This is a genomic window from Streptomyces sp. HmicA12, assembly GCF_000373565.1.
Classification (GTDB): domain Bacteria; phylum Actinomycetota; class Actinomycetes; order Streptomycetales; family Streptomycetaceae; genus Streptomyces.
This window is the reverse complement of the sequence record NZ_KB891825.1, coordinates 14454-30100: the sequence shown is the minus strand read 5'-3', so window position 1 is coordinate 30100 and position 15647 is coordinate 14454. Positions and strand designations below refer to the sequence as shown.

The window sequence follows — 15647 nt, the reverse complement described above, 5'->3', positions numbered from 1 at the left end:
GGGCGCGGCGCCGGTGGGGCAGGACACGGGCCTGGCTCAGATCCGTGAACTGGTGGAGGAGTGGAGCGTGTCGGGCGCTCCGGAGCCGGCCGCGTCGGCGGGAACGGTGACGCGGCGCGACACGTTGAAGGACTACGCGGCGCATCTGCTCGGGCTCGTNGANCTGACCGCCGTCCGCCCCCTGAANGTGGTGGTCGACGCCGGTAACGGGATGGGTGGGCACACGGTGCCGACCGTCTTCGCGGGGCTGCCGCTGGACGTCGTGCCGATGTACTTCGAGCTGGACGGCACCTTCCCGAACCATGAGGCGAATCCGCTGGACCCGGCGAACATCGTGGATCTGCAGGAGCGGGTGAAGGCCGAGGACGCCGACCTCGGTCTCGCCTTCGACGGCGACGCGGACCGCTGCTTCGTCGTCGACGAGAAGGGCGACCCCGTCTCCCCCTCCGCCATTACCGCGCTCATCGCCTCCCGCGAACTGGCCCGGCATCCCGGCGGCACCGTCATCCACAACCTGATCACCTCCCGTACCGTGCCCGAGGTGATCCGCGAATCCGGCGGCGCACCGGTCCGTACCCGCGTGGGCCACTCCTTCATCAAGGCCGAAATGGCCATCACCGGCGCCGTGTTCGGCGGCGAGCACTCCGCGCACTACTACTTCCGCGACTTCTGGAACGCGGACACCGGCATGCTCGCGGCCCTGCACGTCCTGGCCGCGCTCGGCGGACAGGAGGGCCCCCTCTCGGCGCTCGTCTCCTCCTACGACCGCTACGTCGGCTCGGGCGAGATCAACTCGACCGTCGCGGACCAGAGCGACCGCCTTGCCGCGATCAAGGCCGCGTACGGCGACCGGGACGGCATCACCCTGGACGAACTCGACGGGCTCACCGTCACCGCGAGCCACTGGTGGTTCAACGTCCGCCCCTCCAACACGGAACCGCTCCTCCGCCTCAACGCCGAGGCACGCGACCGGGCCACCATGGAACGGGTCCGCGACGAGGTACTCGGGGTCATTCGGGCCTGAGGTCGGCTTTCCGCCGGTGGGGACGAGCGCGGCGGTGGGAACCTCCGCCACTGCCTGGGGCTGAGCCTGGAGAGCTGGATCATCCGGCGCAGCCTGGAGGGCGCCCGGGCCGATCAGGCCTCCACCGGTCGGGCCCATCGCACGATCGACGCCGTCGCGCGCTCCTGGGGGGTTCCTCCACCCCGCCCACTTCACCCGCCGCTTCCGTCAGGCCCACGGCGCTACGCCGAGCCAGTGGCGGCGGGGGCGGGAACGGGTGCGGCTCAGCCCAAGGCCCTGCTCGATCCCCGCACCACCAACTCCGGCCGTAGCACGACGTGTTGGTGCCGGTGGTCGGCGGCCCGCTCGCCCGTCTCCTGGAGCAGCAGTTCCGCCGCGATGGTGCCGAGGGTGCGGGCCGGCCGACGGACCGAGGTGAGCGGGACCGTGGCCGCCGCCGCGAACTCGATGTCGTCGTAGCCGACGATCGACATGTCCTCGGGGACCCGCACCCCGGCCGCGTAGAGGGCCTGGAGCACGCCGAGCGCCAGCAGGTCGTTCGCGCAGAACACGGCGGTCGGGCGCCGTCCGAGACCGAGCAGCCGGGCGCCCGCGTCGCGGCCGGCGGCCACGTCGAGGCGTTCGGTGGGCAGTTCGCGCAGCACGGTCTCGGGCAGACCCGCCTCGGCGAGGGCCTTCCGGGCACCCTCCCTGCGCTCCTGCACCTGCTTCAGGTGCGGCGGGCCGCTGACGAAGGCGACCGAGCGGTGGCCTCCGGTGAGCAGGTGACGTACGGCGAGTGCGCCGCCCGAGACGTCGTCGACGGCGACCGAGCAACCCTCCTCGTCACCGGCGACCCGGTCCACGACGACGTACGGAATGCCGTGCCGGCGGAAGTCGCGCAGCGTCGCACCGCTCGGGTCGGCGGGGGTGATCAGGGCGCCGCGCACCCGCTGTTCCGCGAACAGGGACAGATACTCGGCCTCCTCCGCCGGGTTCTGGGCGCTGTTGCAGACCATGACGCCGAGTCCGGCGTCGCGGGCCGCCCGTTCGGCGCCGCGGGCGATGTCGACGAAGAACGGGTTGCCCATGTCGAGGACGAGCAGGGACACGATGCGGCTGTGCCCGGCCCGCAACTGCCGTGCGTACTCGCTGCGCACGTAGCCGAGGCGGGCGATGACCTGCTGGACGTGGCGGCGTGTGGACTCGGAGACGCGGTGCGGCTGGTTGAGGACGTTGGAGACGGTGCCCACGGAGACTCCCGCTTCGTGGGCCACGTCCTTGATGCCGACCGTCGCACGCTCACGCAAGGTGGAAGACCTCGGTGAGCGGGCGCATCGCCGCGTCCGGGGCCTGCCCCTCCAACTCCTCGAAGAACGAGCCCATTTCGGCCTGCCACCTGGCGTTCACATCGGTGGCGTCCATGGCGGCGCGGGCCGCGTCGAAGTCCACCGTCTCCAGATAGCCGACGAGCAGTCCGTCCTCCCTCAGGAAGAGGGAGTAGTTGTGCCAGCCGGTGGCGGTCAGGGCGTCCCGCATCTCCTGCCACACGTCCTCGTGACGGACGCGGTACTCGTCGATCCGGTCGGCCCTGACCTTGAGCAGAAAGCAGACACGCTGCATCGACACACCTCCAGGGGTCGTCACGGGGGTGGTCAGAACTTGAACTGGTCGATGTTCTTCTTGTCGAAGACGGTCGGCTTGCCGAGGGTGACGACGCCGTCCTTCTCGATGGTGAACTCGCCCATGTCACCGGCCTTGAACCTCTCGCCCTCCTTGCCGGTGATCTGGCCCGACTCGAGAGCGACCGTGGTGTGCGCGGCGAGCGCGCCGAGCTTCGCCGGGTCCCACAGCTCGAACGCCTCGACGGTGCCGTTCTTGACGTAGGCCCGCATGTCGTTGGGGGTGCCGAGGCCGGTGAGCTTGACCTTGCCCTTGTACTTCGAGCCCGACAGGTACTGAGCGGCGGCCTTGATGCCGACCGTGGTCGGGGAGATGATCCCCTTCAGCTTCGGGTGCTCCTGCAGCAGGCCCTGCGTCTGCTGGAACGACTTCTGCGCGTCGTCGTCCCCGTAGGCCGTCGTGACGAGCTTGATGTCCTTGTACTCGGGCTTCTTCAGCTCGTCCTTCATGTAGTCGATCCACGTGTTCTGGTTGGTGGCCGTCTGGGCCGCCGAGAGGATCGCGATCTCGCCCTTGCCGCCGATCTGCTTGGCGAGCTGCTGGACCTGGGTGCGGCCGAGGTCCTCGGCGGAGGCCTGCGAGACGAACACGTTGCGGCAGTCGGCCTTGGTGTCGGAGTCGTACGCGACGACGCTGACGCCGTTGCTCATGGCCTGCTTGAGCGCGGTGCACAGGGCGCCCGGGTCCTGCGCGGACACGGCGATGCCGTCGACCTGCTGCTGGGTGAGCGTGTTGACGTAACTGACCTGGCCGGAGGTGTCGGTGCCGCTGCTGGTGCCGACCTCCTTGTACGTCGAACCGAGCTCCTGCAGCGCCTTCTTGCCACCGTTGTCGGAGGTCGTGAAGTACGGGTTGTTCACCTGCTTGGGCAGGAACGCGACCGTGAGGCCCTTCTTGGTGGCGGCGTTCGGGTCCGCTTTGCCCGCGGCGTTGGACTTCGCCGCTTCCTTGTTCGCGTCGTCCTTGGTCGTGCCGCCGCAGGCGGTGGCGCCCACGACGAGGGCGGTGGTCACGGCGAGAGCCGCGGTGAGCCGGCGGGTACGGGCGGTTACGGACATGGCTGATCCTCACGGGACGGGACGACAGGTGGGGAGAGAGCTGGGGTGGGGCGAGGGAGTACGGGTCAGGAGGCGGCCGGTGCCGGAGGCGCCGACGTCCGCGCGGTCCTCCTGCGCGCCCTGGCCTGCGCGAGCTGCCGGCCGACGCGCGGCGCGAGCACGGAGATGACGAGCAGCACGCCGGTGACGACGATCTGCGACTGGGCGGAGACGTTGAGCAGGCTCATCACGTTCTGCAGCGTGCCGAGCAGGAACACGCCCGCGATCGCACCGCCGATCGTGCCCTTGCCGCCGTCGAAGTCGATGCCGCCGAGCAGTACCGCGGCGATGACGGAGAGTTCGAGCCCGGTGGCGTTGTCGTAGCGGGCGCTGGCGTAGTGCAGGGCCCAGAAGACGCCGGTGAGCGCGGAGAGCAGACCGGTCGTCACGAACATGGACAGCTTGAGCCGCTTGACGCGGACGCCGGAGAACCGGGCCGCCTCCTCGCTGGCGCCGATGGCGAAGAGCGAGCGGCCGACGCGGGTGGCGTGCAGCACGACGACGGCGACGGCGAGCAGGATCACGAAGGGCAGCGCCGCGTACGGGATGAACGTGTCGCCGAACCGGCCGGCGCCGAAGTCCAGGTACTGGCCGGGGAAGTCGGTGACCGAGTCCGAGCCGAGGACGATCTGCGCGATGCCGCGGTAGGCGGCCATGGTGCCGATGGTGACGGCGAGCGACGGCAGGCCGAGGCGGGTCACGAGCAGCCCGTTGACCAGGCCGCAGACGACGCCGAGCGCCAGGCACAGCGGGATGATCGTCTCGATGGCCATGCCGTTGTTCCACAGGGCGCCCATGACGGCGCCGGAGAGGCCGGCCGTGGAGCCCACGGACAGATCGACCTCACCCGAGATGACGAGCATGGTCATCGGCAGGGCGATGAGCGCGATCGGCAGCGTGTTGCCGATCAGGAACGACACGTTGAGCGCGTTCCCGAAGTTGTCGACGAACGAGAACGAGCAGAGCAGCAGCACGATCAGGAGTGCGCCGACGGCGGTGTCCCAGCGCACCGCGTTCTTGAACCTGTCAGCGAACGTCTCAGGCATGGCGGGCGCTCCTCATCTGTGCGGCCTGCTTGCGCAGCACTGCGGCGACGCGCAGCGCCAGGATCCGGTCGACGGCGATGGCGAGCAGCAGCAGGATCCCGTTGATGGCGGTGACCCAGACGGAGCTGACGCCGATGGCGGGCAGGACGCTGTTGATGGAGGTCAGCAGCAGTGCGCCGAGGGCCGCGCCGTAGACGGTGCCGGAGCCGCCGGTGAAGGCGACGCCGCCGACCACGACGGCGCTGACGACGGTGAGTTCGTAGCCGTTGCCGGTGGCGGAGTCGACGTTGCCGAAGCGGGCGAGGTAGAGGGCGCCCGCGAGTCCGGCGAGCGCGCCGCACAGCACGTACGCGGTCATGATGCGCTTGCGGACGGGGATGCCGGCGAGGTTCGCGGCCTCCGGGCTGGAGCCGAGGGCGTACATCTCGCGGCCGCTGCGGTAGCTGCGCATGTAGTAGCCGACGCAGAGCAGTACGGCGAGGGCGAGCAGCGCCAGGTACGGCACGATCCACAGGCCGTCGTGCCCGAAGTCGACGAAGCCGTTCGGCAGGTCGGCGGCGACGATCTGCTCGGAGCCGACCCAGATGGAGTCGATGCCGCGCACGACGTAGAGCGTGCCGAGGGTGACGACGAGGGCGGGCACCTTGCCGAGGCTGACGAGCGCGCCGTTCAGGGCGCCGAACACGGCGCCGATGAGGACGGCGTAGACCACGGCGACGAGTGAGTTCCCGCCGCCCTGCAGGTAGTTGCCGGCCGCGAAGGCGGAGATGCCGAGCACCGATCCGACGGACAGATCGACGTTGCGGGTGATGACGACGACGGCCTGTCCGGTCGCGACGAGCACGAGGATGGTGGCGTTGAGCAGGAGGTCCTTGATGCCCTGCTCGGACAGGAACTCGGAGTTGGAGACCTGGGTGGCGAGCAGCATCACGACGAGGACACCGGCCACGGCGATCTCGCGGGCCTTGAACACCTTGTCGATCAGCCGCCGCCCGGCGGTGGGTTCGGGTGCGGACCGCTCGTGGACGGGTGGCGCGGTGACGGTCACGATGCCCTCCCGGTCGCGGCGGCCATGACGGACTCCTCGGTGGCCTCGGCGCGCGAGAGCTCCGCGGCCAGCCGCCCCTCGTACATCACGAGCACCCGGTCGGCCATGCCGAGCACCTCCGGCAGGTCCGACGAGATCATCAGGACGGCAACCCCTTCCGCGGCGAGTGACGACAGCAGCCGGTGCACCTCGGCCTTGGTGCCGACGTCGATGCCCCGGGTCGGTTCGTCGACGATCAGCACCTGCGGTCCGGTCGCGAGCCACTTGGCCAGGACGACCTTCTGCTGATTGCCGCCGGACAGAGTGCCGACGACATCGGCGAGGCGCGCGTACTTCACCTGGAGCTTCACGGCCCAGTCGAGCGACCGGCTGCGCTCGGCCCCACGGTTCATCAGGCCCGCGCGGGAGGTGGCGGCGAACCCGGTCAGGCCGATGTTCCGCTCGATGGACATGTCCATCACCAGGCCCTGGGCCCGCCGGTCCTCGGGCACGAGCGCGAGCCCCGCGTGCATGGCGAGACTCGGCGCGCCGGGCTTGAGCCGCCGGCCGAGCACCTCGACCTCGCCGCCGTCGAAGCGGTCGACGCCGAAGACGGCCCGGGCGACCTCGCTGCGGCCCGCGCCGACGAGCCCGGCGAGGCCGACGATCTCGCCGCGCCGCACCTCGAAGGAGACGTCGGTGAACACGCCCTCCCGGGTCAACCGGCGCACGCTCAGGGCGACTTCGCCGATCTCGGCGTCCTGCTTGGGGTAGAGCTCGTCGAGGTCGCGGCCGACCATGCGGCGCACGAGGTCGTCCTCGGTGAGCCCGTCGAGGAGTTCACTCGCGACCCAGGCGCCGTCGCGCAGCGTGGTGACGCGCTGGCACAGCTCGAAGATCTCCTCCAGGCGGTGCGAGATGAACAGGACGGCGGCGCCCTGTTCGCGCAGCGCCCGTACGACACCGAACAGGCGGGCCACCTCGCTGCCGGTCAGCGCGGCGGTCGGCTCGTCCATGATCAGGACCCGGGCGTCGAAGGAGAGCGCCTTGGCGATCTCGACGAGCTGCTGGTCGGCGATGGACAGGCCACGGGCCGGCTGGTCCGGGTCGAGTTCGACGCCGAGTCGCTTGAACAGCGCGGCGGTCGCCTCTTTGACGGCGCGGTGGTCGACGCGGCCGAGGGACCGGTGCGGCTGGCGGCCCATGAAGATGTTCTCGGCGATCGACAGGTCGGGGAAGAGCGTCGGCTCCTGATAGATGACGGCGACGCCGGCGTCCCGGGCGTCGGCGGGGCCGTGGAACTCCACCGGTGTGCCGTCGAGCAGGACCGTGCCGGTGTCCGGCCTGTGCACTCCCGCGAGGGCTTTGATCAGGGTCGACTTGCCCGCGCCGTTCTCGCCGGCGAGGGCGTGCGCCTCACCCGCGTGCAGCCGCAGGGACACGCCGCGCAGGGCGCGCACGGCACCGAAGGACTTGCTCACCTCCTCCAGTGCGAGGACCGGAGTCTGCTCCGGTTCAGGTTGCGTCATCGCGTGTCTCCATGAGTTGCCTGGATGGGCCGGGCCGAGCCGCGGGCCTCGGGACGATCGCCCGGCGTGAAATGTTTCAGTGAAGTTGCCCGGAAGCTAGCCCCGTCGCTCCGGGACGGTCAAGGGGTCTGAAGCAGAACGATTCACGCACGGCAAAACGATTGTGTAACACCGATGACCTTGCGCCTGGACCCTTGACGCCCCTCGCTACCGGGGTTAACTTCCCCAGCGAAGTGAATCGATTCACGAGATCGGCCGTTCAACCGCTTCGACTGACTCGACCGGTTCGACCGCTTCAACTGGTTCAACTGGTTCAACCGGTTCAAGTGACAACGACAGACCCGCGTACCCAGAGGTGGACATGCCTGACATCGCTGCCGTGAAGGCCGCACTCGCCGACCAGCGGATCGAGACGCCGTCCTGGGGCTACGGCAACTCCGGCACCCGGTTCAAGGTGTTCGCCCGGGCCGGAGTGCCGCGCACCCCGCAGGAGAAGCTCGACGACGCGGCGAAGGTTCACGAGTTCACCGGTATCGCGCCGAAGGTGGCCCTGCACATTCCGTGGGACACGGTCGACGACTACGCGGCCCTCGGCGCGTACGCGAAGGAGCGCGGCCTGGAGCTGGGCGCCATCAACTCCAACACCTTCCAGGACGACGACTACAAGCTCGGCAGCGTCTGCGCCCCGGACCCGAAGGTGCGCCGCAAGGCGGTGGAACACCTGCTGCAGTGCGTCGACATCATGGACGCGACGGGGTCGAAGGACCTGAAGCTGTGGTTCGCCGACGGCACCAACTACCCCGGCCAGGACGACATCGTGGCCCGCCAGGACCGCCTCGCCGAGTCCCTCGCCACGGTGTACGAGCGGCTCGGCGACGACCAGCGGCTGCTCCTGGAGTACAAGTTCTTCGAGCCGGCCTTCTACACGACGGACGTCCCGGACTGGGGCACCTCGTACCTGCAGTGCGTGAAGCTGGGCGAGAAGGCGCAGGTCGTGGTCGACACCGGGCACCACGCGCCGGGCACCAACATCGAGTTCATCGTGGCGCTGCTGCTGCGCGAGGGGAAGCTCGGCGGCTTCGACTTCAACTCCCGCTTCTACGCGGACGACGACCTGATGGTGGGCGCGGCCGACCCGTTCCAGCTCTTCCGCATCCTGTACGAGGTCGCGCGGAACGGGGGCTTCGACCCGGCGACGAACGTGGCCTTCATGCTCGATCAGTGCCACAACATCGAGGAGAAGATCCCGGCGGTCATCCGCTCCGTGATGAACGTGCAGGAGGCCACCGCCAAGGCGCTGCTCGTCGACCGCGAGGCGCTCGCCGCCGCCCAGGCCGCGGGGGACGTGCTCGCGGCCAACGCCGTGCTCATGGACGCGTACAACACCGATGTGCGGCCGCTGCTGGCCGAGTGGCGCGAGGAGCGGGGCCTCGACCCGAACCCGGTCGCCGGGTACGCGGCGAGCGGATGGCAGGAGCGGATCGTGGCCGAGCGGGTGGGCGGCGAGCAGGCCGGCTGGGGGGCGTGACCTAGCCCGCCGGCCTCCGTCATCGACGACACCCGACTCCCTAGGAACTCTCATGGCTACGCATCCTGAAGTCACCGCCCTCCTCACCCGTTCCAACCGCCTCGGCGCCGATCCGCGCAACACCAACTACGCCGGGGGGAACACCTCCGCCAAGGCCACCGAGACCGACCCCGTCACCGGCGGCGACGTCGAGCTGATGTGGGTGAAGGGCTCGGGCGGCGACCTGGGCACGCTCAAGGAGGCCGGACTCGCCGTCCTGCGCCTCGACCGGCTGCGCGCGCTCACCGAGGTGTACCCGGGAGTGGAGCGCGAGGACGAGATGGTCGCCGCGTTCGACTACTGCCTGCACGGCAAGGGCGGCGCCGCCCCGTCCATCGACACCGCCATGCACGGCCTGGTGGACGCCCCGCACGTCGACCATCTGCACCCCGACTCCGGCATCGCCCTGGCCTGCGCCGCCGACGGCGAGAAGCTGACCGCCGAGTGCTTCGGCGACAAGGTCGTATGGGTGCCGTGGCGGCGTCCCGGCTTCCAGCTCGGCCTGGACATCGCCGCGATCAAGGCGGCCAACCCGCAGGCCATCGGCTGCGTCCTGGGCGGTCACGGCATCACCGCGTGGGGCGACACGGCCGACGCGTGCGAGGCGAACTCGCTGTCGATCATCCGCACCGCCGAGACGTTCCTCGCCGAGCACGGCAAGGCCGAGCCGTTCGGTCCGGTCCTTGAGGAGTACGCGGCTCTGAACGCGGCGGAGCGCCGCGAGCGGGCGGCCGAACTCGCGCCGCTGATCCGTGGGTTGGCGTCCACGGACCGCCCGCAGGTCGGCCACTTCGACGACTCGGCCACGGTCCTGGACTTCCTGGCGTCCGCCGAGCACCCGCGCCTCGCCGCGCTCGGCACGTCGTGCCCCGACCACTTCCTGCGCACGAAGGTGCGCCCGCTGGTCCTGGACCTCCCGCCGACCGCCGAACTCGACGCGGTGGCGGCCCGGTTGAAGGAGCTGCACGCCTCCTATCGCGAGGAGTACGCCGCCTACTACGACCGCCACGCCACCGCGGACTCCCCCGCGATGCGCGGCGCGGACCCGGCGATCGTCCTGATCCCCGGCGTCGGCATGTTCTCCTTCGGCAAGGACAAGCAGACGGCGCGCGTGGCGGGCGAGTTCTACCTGAACGCCATCAACGTGATGCGCGGCGCCGAGGCCGTCTCCACGTACGCGCCGATCGAGGAGTCGGAGAAGTTCCGCATCGAGTACTGGTCCCTCGAAGAGGCCAAGCTCCAGCGGATGCCGAAGCCCAAGCCGCTCGCCACGCGCGTGGCTCTGGTGACCGGCGCGGGCTCCGGCATCGGCAAGGCCATCGCACATCGCCTCTCCGCCGAGGGTGCCTGCGTCGTGATCGCCGACCTGAACGCCGACGGCGCGGCGGCGGTCGCCGAGGAACTGGGCGGCCCGGACAAGGCGATCGCGGTGACCGTCGACGTCACGTCCGAGGACCAGATCGCGGCGGCCTTCAAGGCGGCGGCGCTCGCCTTCGGCGGCGTCGACCTCGTGGTCAACAACGCCGGTATCTCCATCTCCAAGCCGCTGCTGGAGACGACGGCCAAGGACTGGGACCTGCAGCACGACATCATGGCGCGCGGCTCCTTCCTCGTCTCGCGCGAGGCGGCCCGCGTGATGAAGGCGCAGGGCATGGGCGGCGACATCGTCTACATCGCCTCCAAGAACGCCGTCTTCGCGGGCCCCAACAACGTCGCCTACTCGGCGACCAAGGCCGACCAGGCCCACCAAGTACGGCTCCTCGCGGCCGAGTTGGGCGCCGACGGCATCCGTGTCAACGGCGTCAACCCCGACGGCGTCGTCCGCGGCTCGGGCATCTTCGCCGGCGGCTGGGGCGCGCAGCGCGCGGCCACGTACGGCATCGAGGAGGAGAAGCTCGGCGAGTTCTACGCCCAGCGCACCCTGCTCAAGCGCGAGGTCCTCCCGGAACACGTCGCCAACGCCGTGTTCGCCCTGACGGGCGGCGAGTTGACGCACACGACGGGCCTGCACGTGCCGGTGGACGCGGGCGTGGCGGCGGCGTTCCTGCGCTGAAGTGCCCCTAAAGGGGCGCGGGGAACTGCGCGAGCAACCACCCACGACCCGCGCCCGACAACGAAACAGTCAAGGGGGGTCCGGGGGCGAAGCCCCCGGTTTCGGGACGGGAAGGGGAGGCGGGGGCGACTTCGAACAGCCCCCGCCCCGCCCGTCCCGCACCGACCGAACACGCGAACCCCACCCCCTCCCCGGAGCCCACACATGCCCCACACCCCCTACGCCGCCGTCGACCTGGGCGCGTCGAGCGGCAGAGTCATGACCGCCCAGGTCACCCGGGACACCCTGACCCTGACGGAGTCCCACCGCTTCCCGAACCGACCCGTCCGCACCGGCGACGGCCTCCACTGGGACATCCTGTCCCTGTACGCGGGCGTCCTGGACGGGCTGCGCAAGGCCGGCCAGATACGCTCCGTCGGCATCGACAGCTGGGCGGTGGACCACGGCCTGCTGGATGCCGACGGCGCCCTCCTCGGCAACCCGTTCCACTACCGCGACACCCGCACGGACCACGTCGCGGAGAAGGTCTGGTCGGCCGTCCCGCCGACCGACCTGTACGCCACCACGGGCATCCAGTACGCCCCGTTCAACACCCTGTACCAGCTCGCGGCGGCCCGCGGCACCGCCCAACTCGCCGCAGCAAAGAGCCTGTTGCTGATCCCGGACCTTCTCACGTACTGGCTCACGGGCCGGCAGGGCACGGAGCTCACCAACGCCTCCACCACACAGCTCATCGACCCGGGCACGGGCGACTGGGCGTACGGCATCGCCGAGCGCGCGGGCATCGACCTCGGCCTCCTCCCACCGCTGCGCCGACCCGGCGACCCGGCCGGCGACCTCCTCCCCCACGTCCTCGCGGAGACCGGCCTCACCGGCCCGGTCCCGGTGACGACGGTGGCCTCGCACGACACGGCGTCGGCGGTGGCCGCGGTCCCGGCGACGACCCCGCACTTCGCGTACATCTGCACCGGAACCTGGTCCCTGGCGGGCCTCGAACTCGACGCCCCGGTGCGCTCCGAGGCGAGCCGCGCCGCGAACTTCACCAATGAGCTCGGCATCGACGGCACGGTCCGCTACCTCCGCAACATCATGGGCCTGTGGCTGCTCCAGGAGTGCCAACGCGCCTGGCAGGAAACGGAGGTGACGCCGCTCCTCGACGCGGCCGCCGCATCGGCGCCCCTGCGTTCGGTGGTCGACGCGGGCCACACCGACTTCCTGGCCCCCGGCGACATGCCCGACCGGATCGCCGCCGCCTGCCGCGCCACGGGCCAGCCGGAGCCCCGCACCCGCGCCGAGACGACCCGCTGCATCCTCGACTCGCTCGCCCTCGCGCACCGCCGCGCGATCACGGACGCGGCCCGGCTCGCGGACCGTGAGGTCGACGTCGTGCACATCGTCGGGGGCGGCGCCCGTAACGCGCTGCTGTGCCAACTCACCGCCGACGCCTGCGGGCTCCCGGTCGTGGCCGGTCCCGCCGAGGCCGCCGCACTCGGCAACGTCCTCGTCCAGGCCCGTGCCGACGGTGTCGTGGGCGACCGTGGGGCGATGCGACAACTCCTCGCCTCCACCCAGCCGTTGACGCGGTACGAGCCGCGCGGCGACCGGTCCGCGTGGGCGTCGGCCGAAGCGCGGGTCGCCACCTCGTGACCAGCAACCGCTGACGACGTACGCTGCACGCATCCGCTGTATCCATCCGATGACCAAGCCGTAACGACAACACGAAGGGGCCACGATGCGTGTCGCGCTCTTCCTGACCTGTGTCAACGACACGCTCTACCCGGACACGGGCCGCGCCGTCGTGAAACTCCTGACCAGACTGGGCGTGGAGGTCGACTTCCCGGCCGCCCAGACCTGCTGCGGGCAGCCCCACTACAACACCGGCTACCGCCACGAGGCTGAACCGCTGGCCCGGCACTACTCCGATGTCTTCGCGCCCGGCCTCGCCTCCGGCGATTACGACGCAATCATCACGCCGTCCGGATCCTGCGCGGCGATGGTGCGCGAGCTGTACCCCCGGATGGGCGAGCGGGCGCGCGCGGAGGGCCGCGGCGACGGTCTCGCGACGACCCTCGCCCCGGTCGTCCCCAAGACGTACGAGCTGACCGAGTTCCTGGTCGACGTGCTGGGGGTGACGGACGTGGGCGCGTACTACCCGCACACGGTCACCTACCATCCGACCTGCCACGGCCTGCGCTCGCTGGGGCTGGGCGAGCGCCCGACCCAACTCCTCAAGGCCGTCAAGGGACTTGAGCTGGTGGAGCTGCCCGGCGCGCAGGAGTGCTGCGGGTTCGGCGGCACCTTCGCGGTCAAGAACGCGGACGTGTCGGCGGCGATGGGCGCGGACAAGGTCCGCAACGCCGCCGCGACCGGCGCGGAGGTGCTGTGCGCGGCGGACAACTCGTGTCTGATGCACATCGGCGGCACCATGGCCCGCCTCCAGGTCGGCATGCGGCCGGTGCACATCGCGGAGATCCTGGCCGGCACGGAAGAGGAGCCCCAGTCATGACCGGTACGAGCGGCACCTTCGTCGGTATGCCGGCCTTCCCCAAGGCCGCGCACGACGCCGTACGCGACACGACCCTGCGCGCGAATCTCAAGCACGCCACCCACACCATCCGCGACAAGCGCGCCCGCGCGGTCGCCGAACTCGACGACTGGGCCGCCCTCCGGGACGCCGGAAAGCAGATCAAGGACCACACGCTGCGCCACCTCGAGCACTATCTGGTGCAGTTGGAGGAGTCGGTCACCGCGGCGGGCGGCACCGTGCACTGGGCCGCCGACGCCGACGAGGCGAACCGCATCGTCACCCGGCTCGTCCGGGAGACCGGCGAGTCCGAGGTCGTCAAGGTCAAGTCGATGGCCACCCAGGAGATCGGGCTGAACGAGGCTCTCGAAGAGGCCGGGATCTCCGCCTACGAGACCGACCTCGCCGAACTCATCGTGCAGCTCGGCAAGGACCGCCCCTCGCACATCCTGGTGCCCGCGATCCACCGCAACCGCGGCGAGATCCGCGACATCTTCGCGAAGGAGATGGCCAGTTGGGGCCGCCCGGCCCCCGAGGGACTGTCCGACACCCCGGCCGAACTCGCCGAGGCCGCCCGCCTGCACCTGCGGGAGAAGTTCCTGCGCGCCAAGGTCGGCGTCTCCGGCGCCAACTTCATGGTCGCCGAGACGGGCACCCTGGTCGTCGTCGAGTCCGAGGGCAACGGCCGCATGTGCCTGACCCTGCCCGAGACCCTCATCTCGGTCGTCGGCATCGAGAAGATCGTCCCGACCTGGCGCGACCTGGAGGTCTTCCTCCAGACCCTGCCGCGCTCCTCGACGGCCGAACGCATGAACCCTTACACCTCGACGTGGACCGGCACCACCGACGGCGACGGCCCGCAGACCTTCCATCTCGTCCTGCTCGACAACGGCCGCACCGACACCCTGGCCGACGAGGTCGGCCGCCAGGCGCTGCGCTGCATCCGCTGCTCCGCCTGCCTGAACGTCTGCCCGGTCTACGAGCGGGCCGGCGGCCACGCCTACGGCTCGGTCTACCCCGGCCCCATCGGCGCCATCCTCAGCCCTCAACTCCGGGGCACGGCAAGCGAGATCGACGCCTCACTCCCGTACGCGTCCTCGCTGTGCGGCGCCTGCTACGAGGTCTGCCCGGTCGCCATCGACATCCCCGAGGTCCTCGTCCACCTCCGCGAACGCGTCGTCCAGGGCGGCGACGTCACCCGCCGCGGCGCCAAGGTCACCCTCAAGCCCGCGAAGGGCCACGCCGCCGAGCGTGCCGCGATGCGCGCCGCCCGCTGGACCTTCACCCACCCGGGCGCCCTGGCCGCCGGCCAGCGCCTGGCCGCCCGCACCCGCCGCCTGCACCCCCGCACCCTGCCGGGCCCCGGCCGAGCGTGGACCGCGACGCGGGATCTGCCACAGGTCCCGGCGGAGTCGTTCCGCGACTGGTGGCAGCGGACCGGCGGAAAGGACGTCAGCGCATGAGCAGCAGAGATGTGATCCTCGGCCGGGTCCGCCGCGCCCTCGACGGGCCCATCGGCGCCCCGACCACGTACGACACCGACATCACCCGCACCTACCGACAGGAACACGGCAGCCGCACCACCGTTCAGACGGTCGACCTGCTCGCCGAGAACCTCGCCGACTACCGCGCCCTCGTGCACCGCTGTTCGGCCGCGGACCTGACGGACACCGTCACCCGGCTGCTCGACGAGCACGGCACGCGCTCCGTGGTGGCCCCACCCGGCCTGCCAAAGGACTGGCTGTCGGGGACCGGCGCAACCCGCGTCGCCGACGGTCAGGACGGCACCCCGGCCGAACTCGACCAGGTCGACAGCGTCGTCACCGGCTGCGCGGTCGCCGTCGCCGAGACGGGCACGATCGTCCTCGACGGCTCACCCGATCAGGGCCGCCGCCGCATCACGCTCGTCCCCGACCACCACGTGATCGTGGTCCGGGTGCCGGACCAGGTGGTGTCGTCGGTCCCCCAGGCCCTCGAACGGCTCGACCCCGCCCGTCCCCTCACCTGGATCTCCGGCCCCTCCGCCACCAGCGACATCGAACTCGACCGGGTCGAGGGCGTGCATGGACCCCGGACCCTGGAGGTGATCCTGGTGAGCGGGGACTGACCGGCGCGGTT

Annotated in this window: 13 protein-coding genes; 7 read left to right on the top strand and 6 right to left on the bottom strand. The window is 70.8% G+C overall.

Going from position 1 to position 15647, the window contains the following annotated elements:
- Positions 1-1024: hypothetical protein (gene manB / locus B072_RS0129920; protein ID WP_018533640.1), on the top strand; the 1024-nt coding region annotated here is incomplete at its 5' end.
- Positions 1025-1287: 263 nt separating this feature from the next.
- Here manB and B072_RS0129915 read toward each other — a convergent pair.
- The 6 genes from B072_RS0129915 to B072_RS0129890 all read right to left on the bottom strand — a co-directional run bounded on the left by B072_RS0129915 (position 1288) and on the right by B072_RS0129890 (position 7385).
- On the bottom strand, positions 1288-2313 hold the full coding sequence (locus tag B072_RS0129915; protein ID WP_018533639.1) for a LacI family DNA-binding transcriptional regulator: 1026 nt from the start codon (positions 2311-2313) through the stop codon (positions 1288-1290).
- Positions 2306-2626 carry an L-rhamnose mutarotase gene (locus B072_RS0129910; protein WP_018533638.1) on the bottom strand — a complete coding sequence of 107 codons (321 nt, stop codon included), beginning with the start codon at positions 2624-2626 and terminating at the stop codon, positions 2306-2308. Before B072_RS0129910 ends, B072_RS0129915 begins: the two co-directional genes overlap by 8 nt.
- A 32-nt stretch (positions 2627-2658) precedes the next feature.
- Entirely contained in the window at positions 2659-3744 is a 1086-nt protein-coding gene (rhaS, locus tag B072_RS0129905) for a rhamnose ABC transporter substrate-binding protein (protein ID WP_018533637.1), read from the bottom strand.
- A gap of 65 nt (positions 3745-3809) precedes the next feature.
- Positions 3810-4829, bottom strand: coding sequence for an ABC transporter permease (locus B072_RS0129900; protein ID WP_018533636.1), 1020 nt, complete (start codon positions 4827-4829; stop codon positions 3810-3812).
- On the bottom strand, positions 4822-5877 hold the full coding sequence (locus tag B072_RS0129895; RefSeq protein WP_018533635.1) for an ABC transporter permease: 1056 nt from the start codon (positions 5875-5877) through the stop codon (positions 4822-4824). The genes B072_RS0129900 and B072_RS0129895 overlap by 8 nt, the downstream gene beginning before the upstream one ends.
- The gene (locus B072_RS0129890) at positions 5874-7385 is read right to left on the bottom strand and encodes a sugar ABC transporter ATP-binding protein (protein WP_018533634.1); all 1512 of its coding nucleotides are present in this window, start codon (positions 7383-7385) and stop codon (positions 5874-5876) included. Before B072_RS0129890 ends, B072_RS0129895 begins: the two co-directional genes overlap by 4 nt.
- 361 nt (positions 7386-7746) lie before the next feature.
- On the opposite strand from B072_RS0129890, the gene rhaI reads away from it, so the two are divergent.
- The 6 genes from rhaI (at position 7747) to B072_RS0129860 (ending at position 15636) form a co-directional block, all read left to right on the top strand.
- Entirely contained in the window at positions 7747-8913 is a 1167-nt protein-coding gene (gene rhaI, locus B072_RS0129885; protein ID WP_026246444.1) for an L-rhamnose isomerase, read from the top strand.
- Between the two features lie 52 nt (positions 8914-8965).
- A complete protein-coding gene (locus B072_RS0129880; RefSeq protein ID WP_018533632.1) occupies positions 8966-11005 on the top strand; it encodes a bifunctional rhamnulose-1-phosphate aldolase/short-chain dehydrogenase in 2040 nt (679 codons plus the stop codon).
- 204 nt (positions 11006-11209) lie between these two features.
- Positions 11210-12652: a rhamnulokinase gene (locus B072_RS0129875; RefSeq protein WP_018533631.1), complete on the top strand. Its 1443-nt coding sequence runs from the start codon at positions 11210-11212 to the stop codon at positions 12650-12652.
- 85 nt (positions 12653-12737) lie between these two features.
- Positions 12738-13511, top strand: coding sequence for a (Fe-S)-binding protein (locus B072_RS0129870; RefSeq protein ID WP_018533630.1), 774 nt, complete (start codon positions 12738-12740; stop codon positions 13509-13511).
- Positions 13508-14992 carry a lactate utilization protein B gene (locus tag B072_RS0129865; RefSeq protein ID WP_018533629.1) on the top strand — a complete coding sequence of 495 codons (1485 nt, stop codon included), beginning with the start codon at positions 13508-13510 and terminating at the stop codon, positions 14990-14992. The genes B072_RS0129870 and B072_RS0129865 overlap by 4 nt, the downstream gene beginning before the upstream one ends.
- A complete protein-coding gene (locus B072_RS0129860; RefSeq protein WP_026246443.1) occupies positions 14989-15636 on the top strand; it encodes a LutC/YkgG family protein in 648 nt (215 codons plus the stop codon). The genes B072_RS0129865 and B072_RS0129860 overlap by 4 nt, the downstream gene beginning before the upstream one ends.
- Positions 15637-15647 lie beyond the last annotated feature (11 nt).

What these genes read in the sequence shown, in the direction of transcription:
- B072_RS0129910 (WP_018533638.1), bottom strand. Translation starts at nt 2,626, where the DNA reads ATGCAGCGTGTCTGCTTTCTGCTCAAGGTCAGGGCCGACCGGATCGAC.
- rhaS (WP_018533637.1), bottom strand. Translation starts at nt 3,744, where the DNA reads ATGTCCGTAACCGCCCGTACCCGCCGGCTCACCGCGGCTCTCGCCGTG.
- B072_RS0129900 (WP_018533636.1), bottom strand. Translation starts at nt 4,829, where the DNA reads ATGCCTGAGACGTTCGCTGACAGGTTCAAGAACGCGGTGCGCTGGGAC.
- B072_RS0129890 (WP_018533634.1), bottom strand. Translation starts at nt 7,385, where the DNA reads ATGACGCAACCTGAACCGGAGCAGACTCCGGTCCTCGCACTGGAGGAG.
- rhaI (WP_026246444.1), top strand. Translation starts at nt 7,747, where the DNA reads ATGCCTGACATCGCTGCCGTGAAGGCCGCACTCGCCGACCAGCGGATC.
- B072_RS0129880 (WP_018533632.1), top strand. Translation starts at nt 8,966, where the DNA reads ATGGCTACGCATCCTGAAGTCACCGCCCTCCTCACCCGTTCCAACCGC.
- B072_RS0129875 (WP_018533631.1), top strand. Translation starts at nt 11,210, where the DNA reads ATGCCCCACACCCCCTACGCCGCCGTCGACCTGGGCGCGTCGAGCGGC.
- B072_RS0129870 (WP_018533630.1), top strand. Translation starts at nt 12,738, where the DNA reads ATGCGTGTCGCGCTCTTCCTGACCTGTGTCAACGACACGCTCTACCCG.
- B072_RS0129865 (WP_018533629.1), top strand. Translation starts at nt 13,508, where the DNA reads ATGACCGGTACGAGCGGCACCTTCGTCGGTATGCCGGCCTTCCCCAAG.
- B072_RS0129860 (WP_026246443.1), top strand. Translation starts at nt 14,989, where the DNA reads ATGAGCAGCAGAGATGTGATCCTCGGCCGGGTCCGCCGCGCCCTCGAC.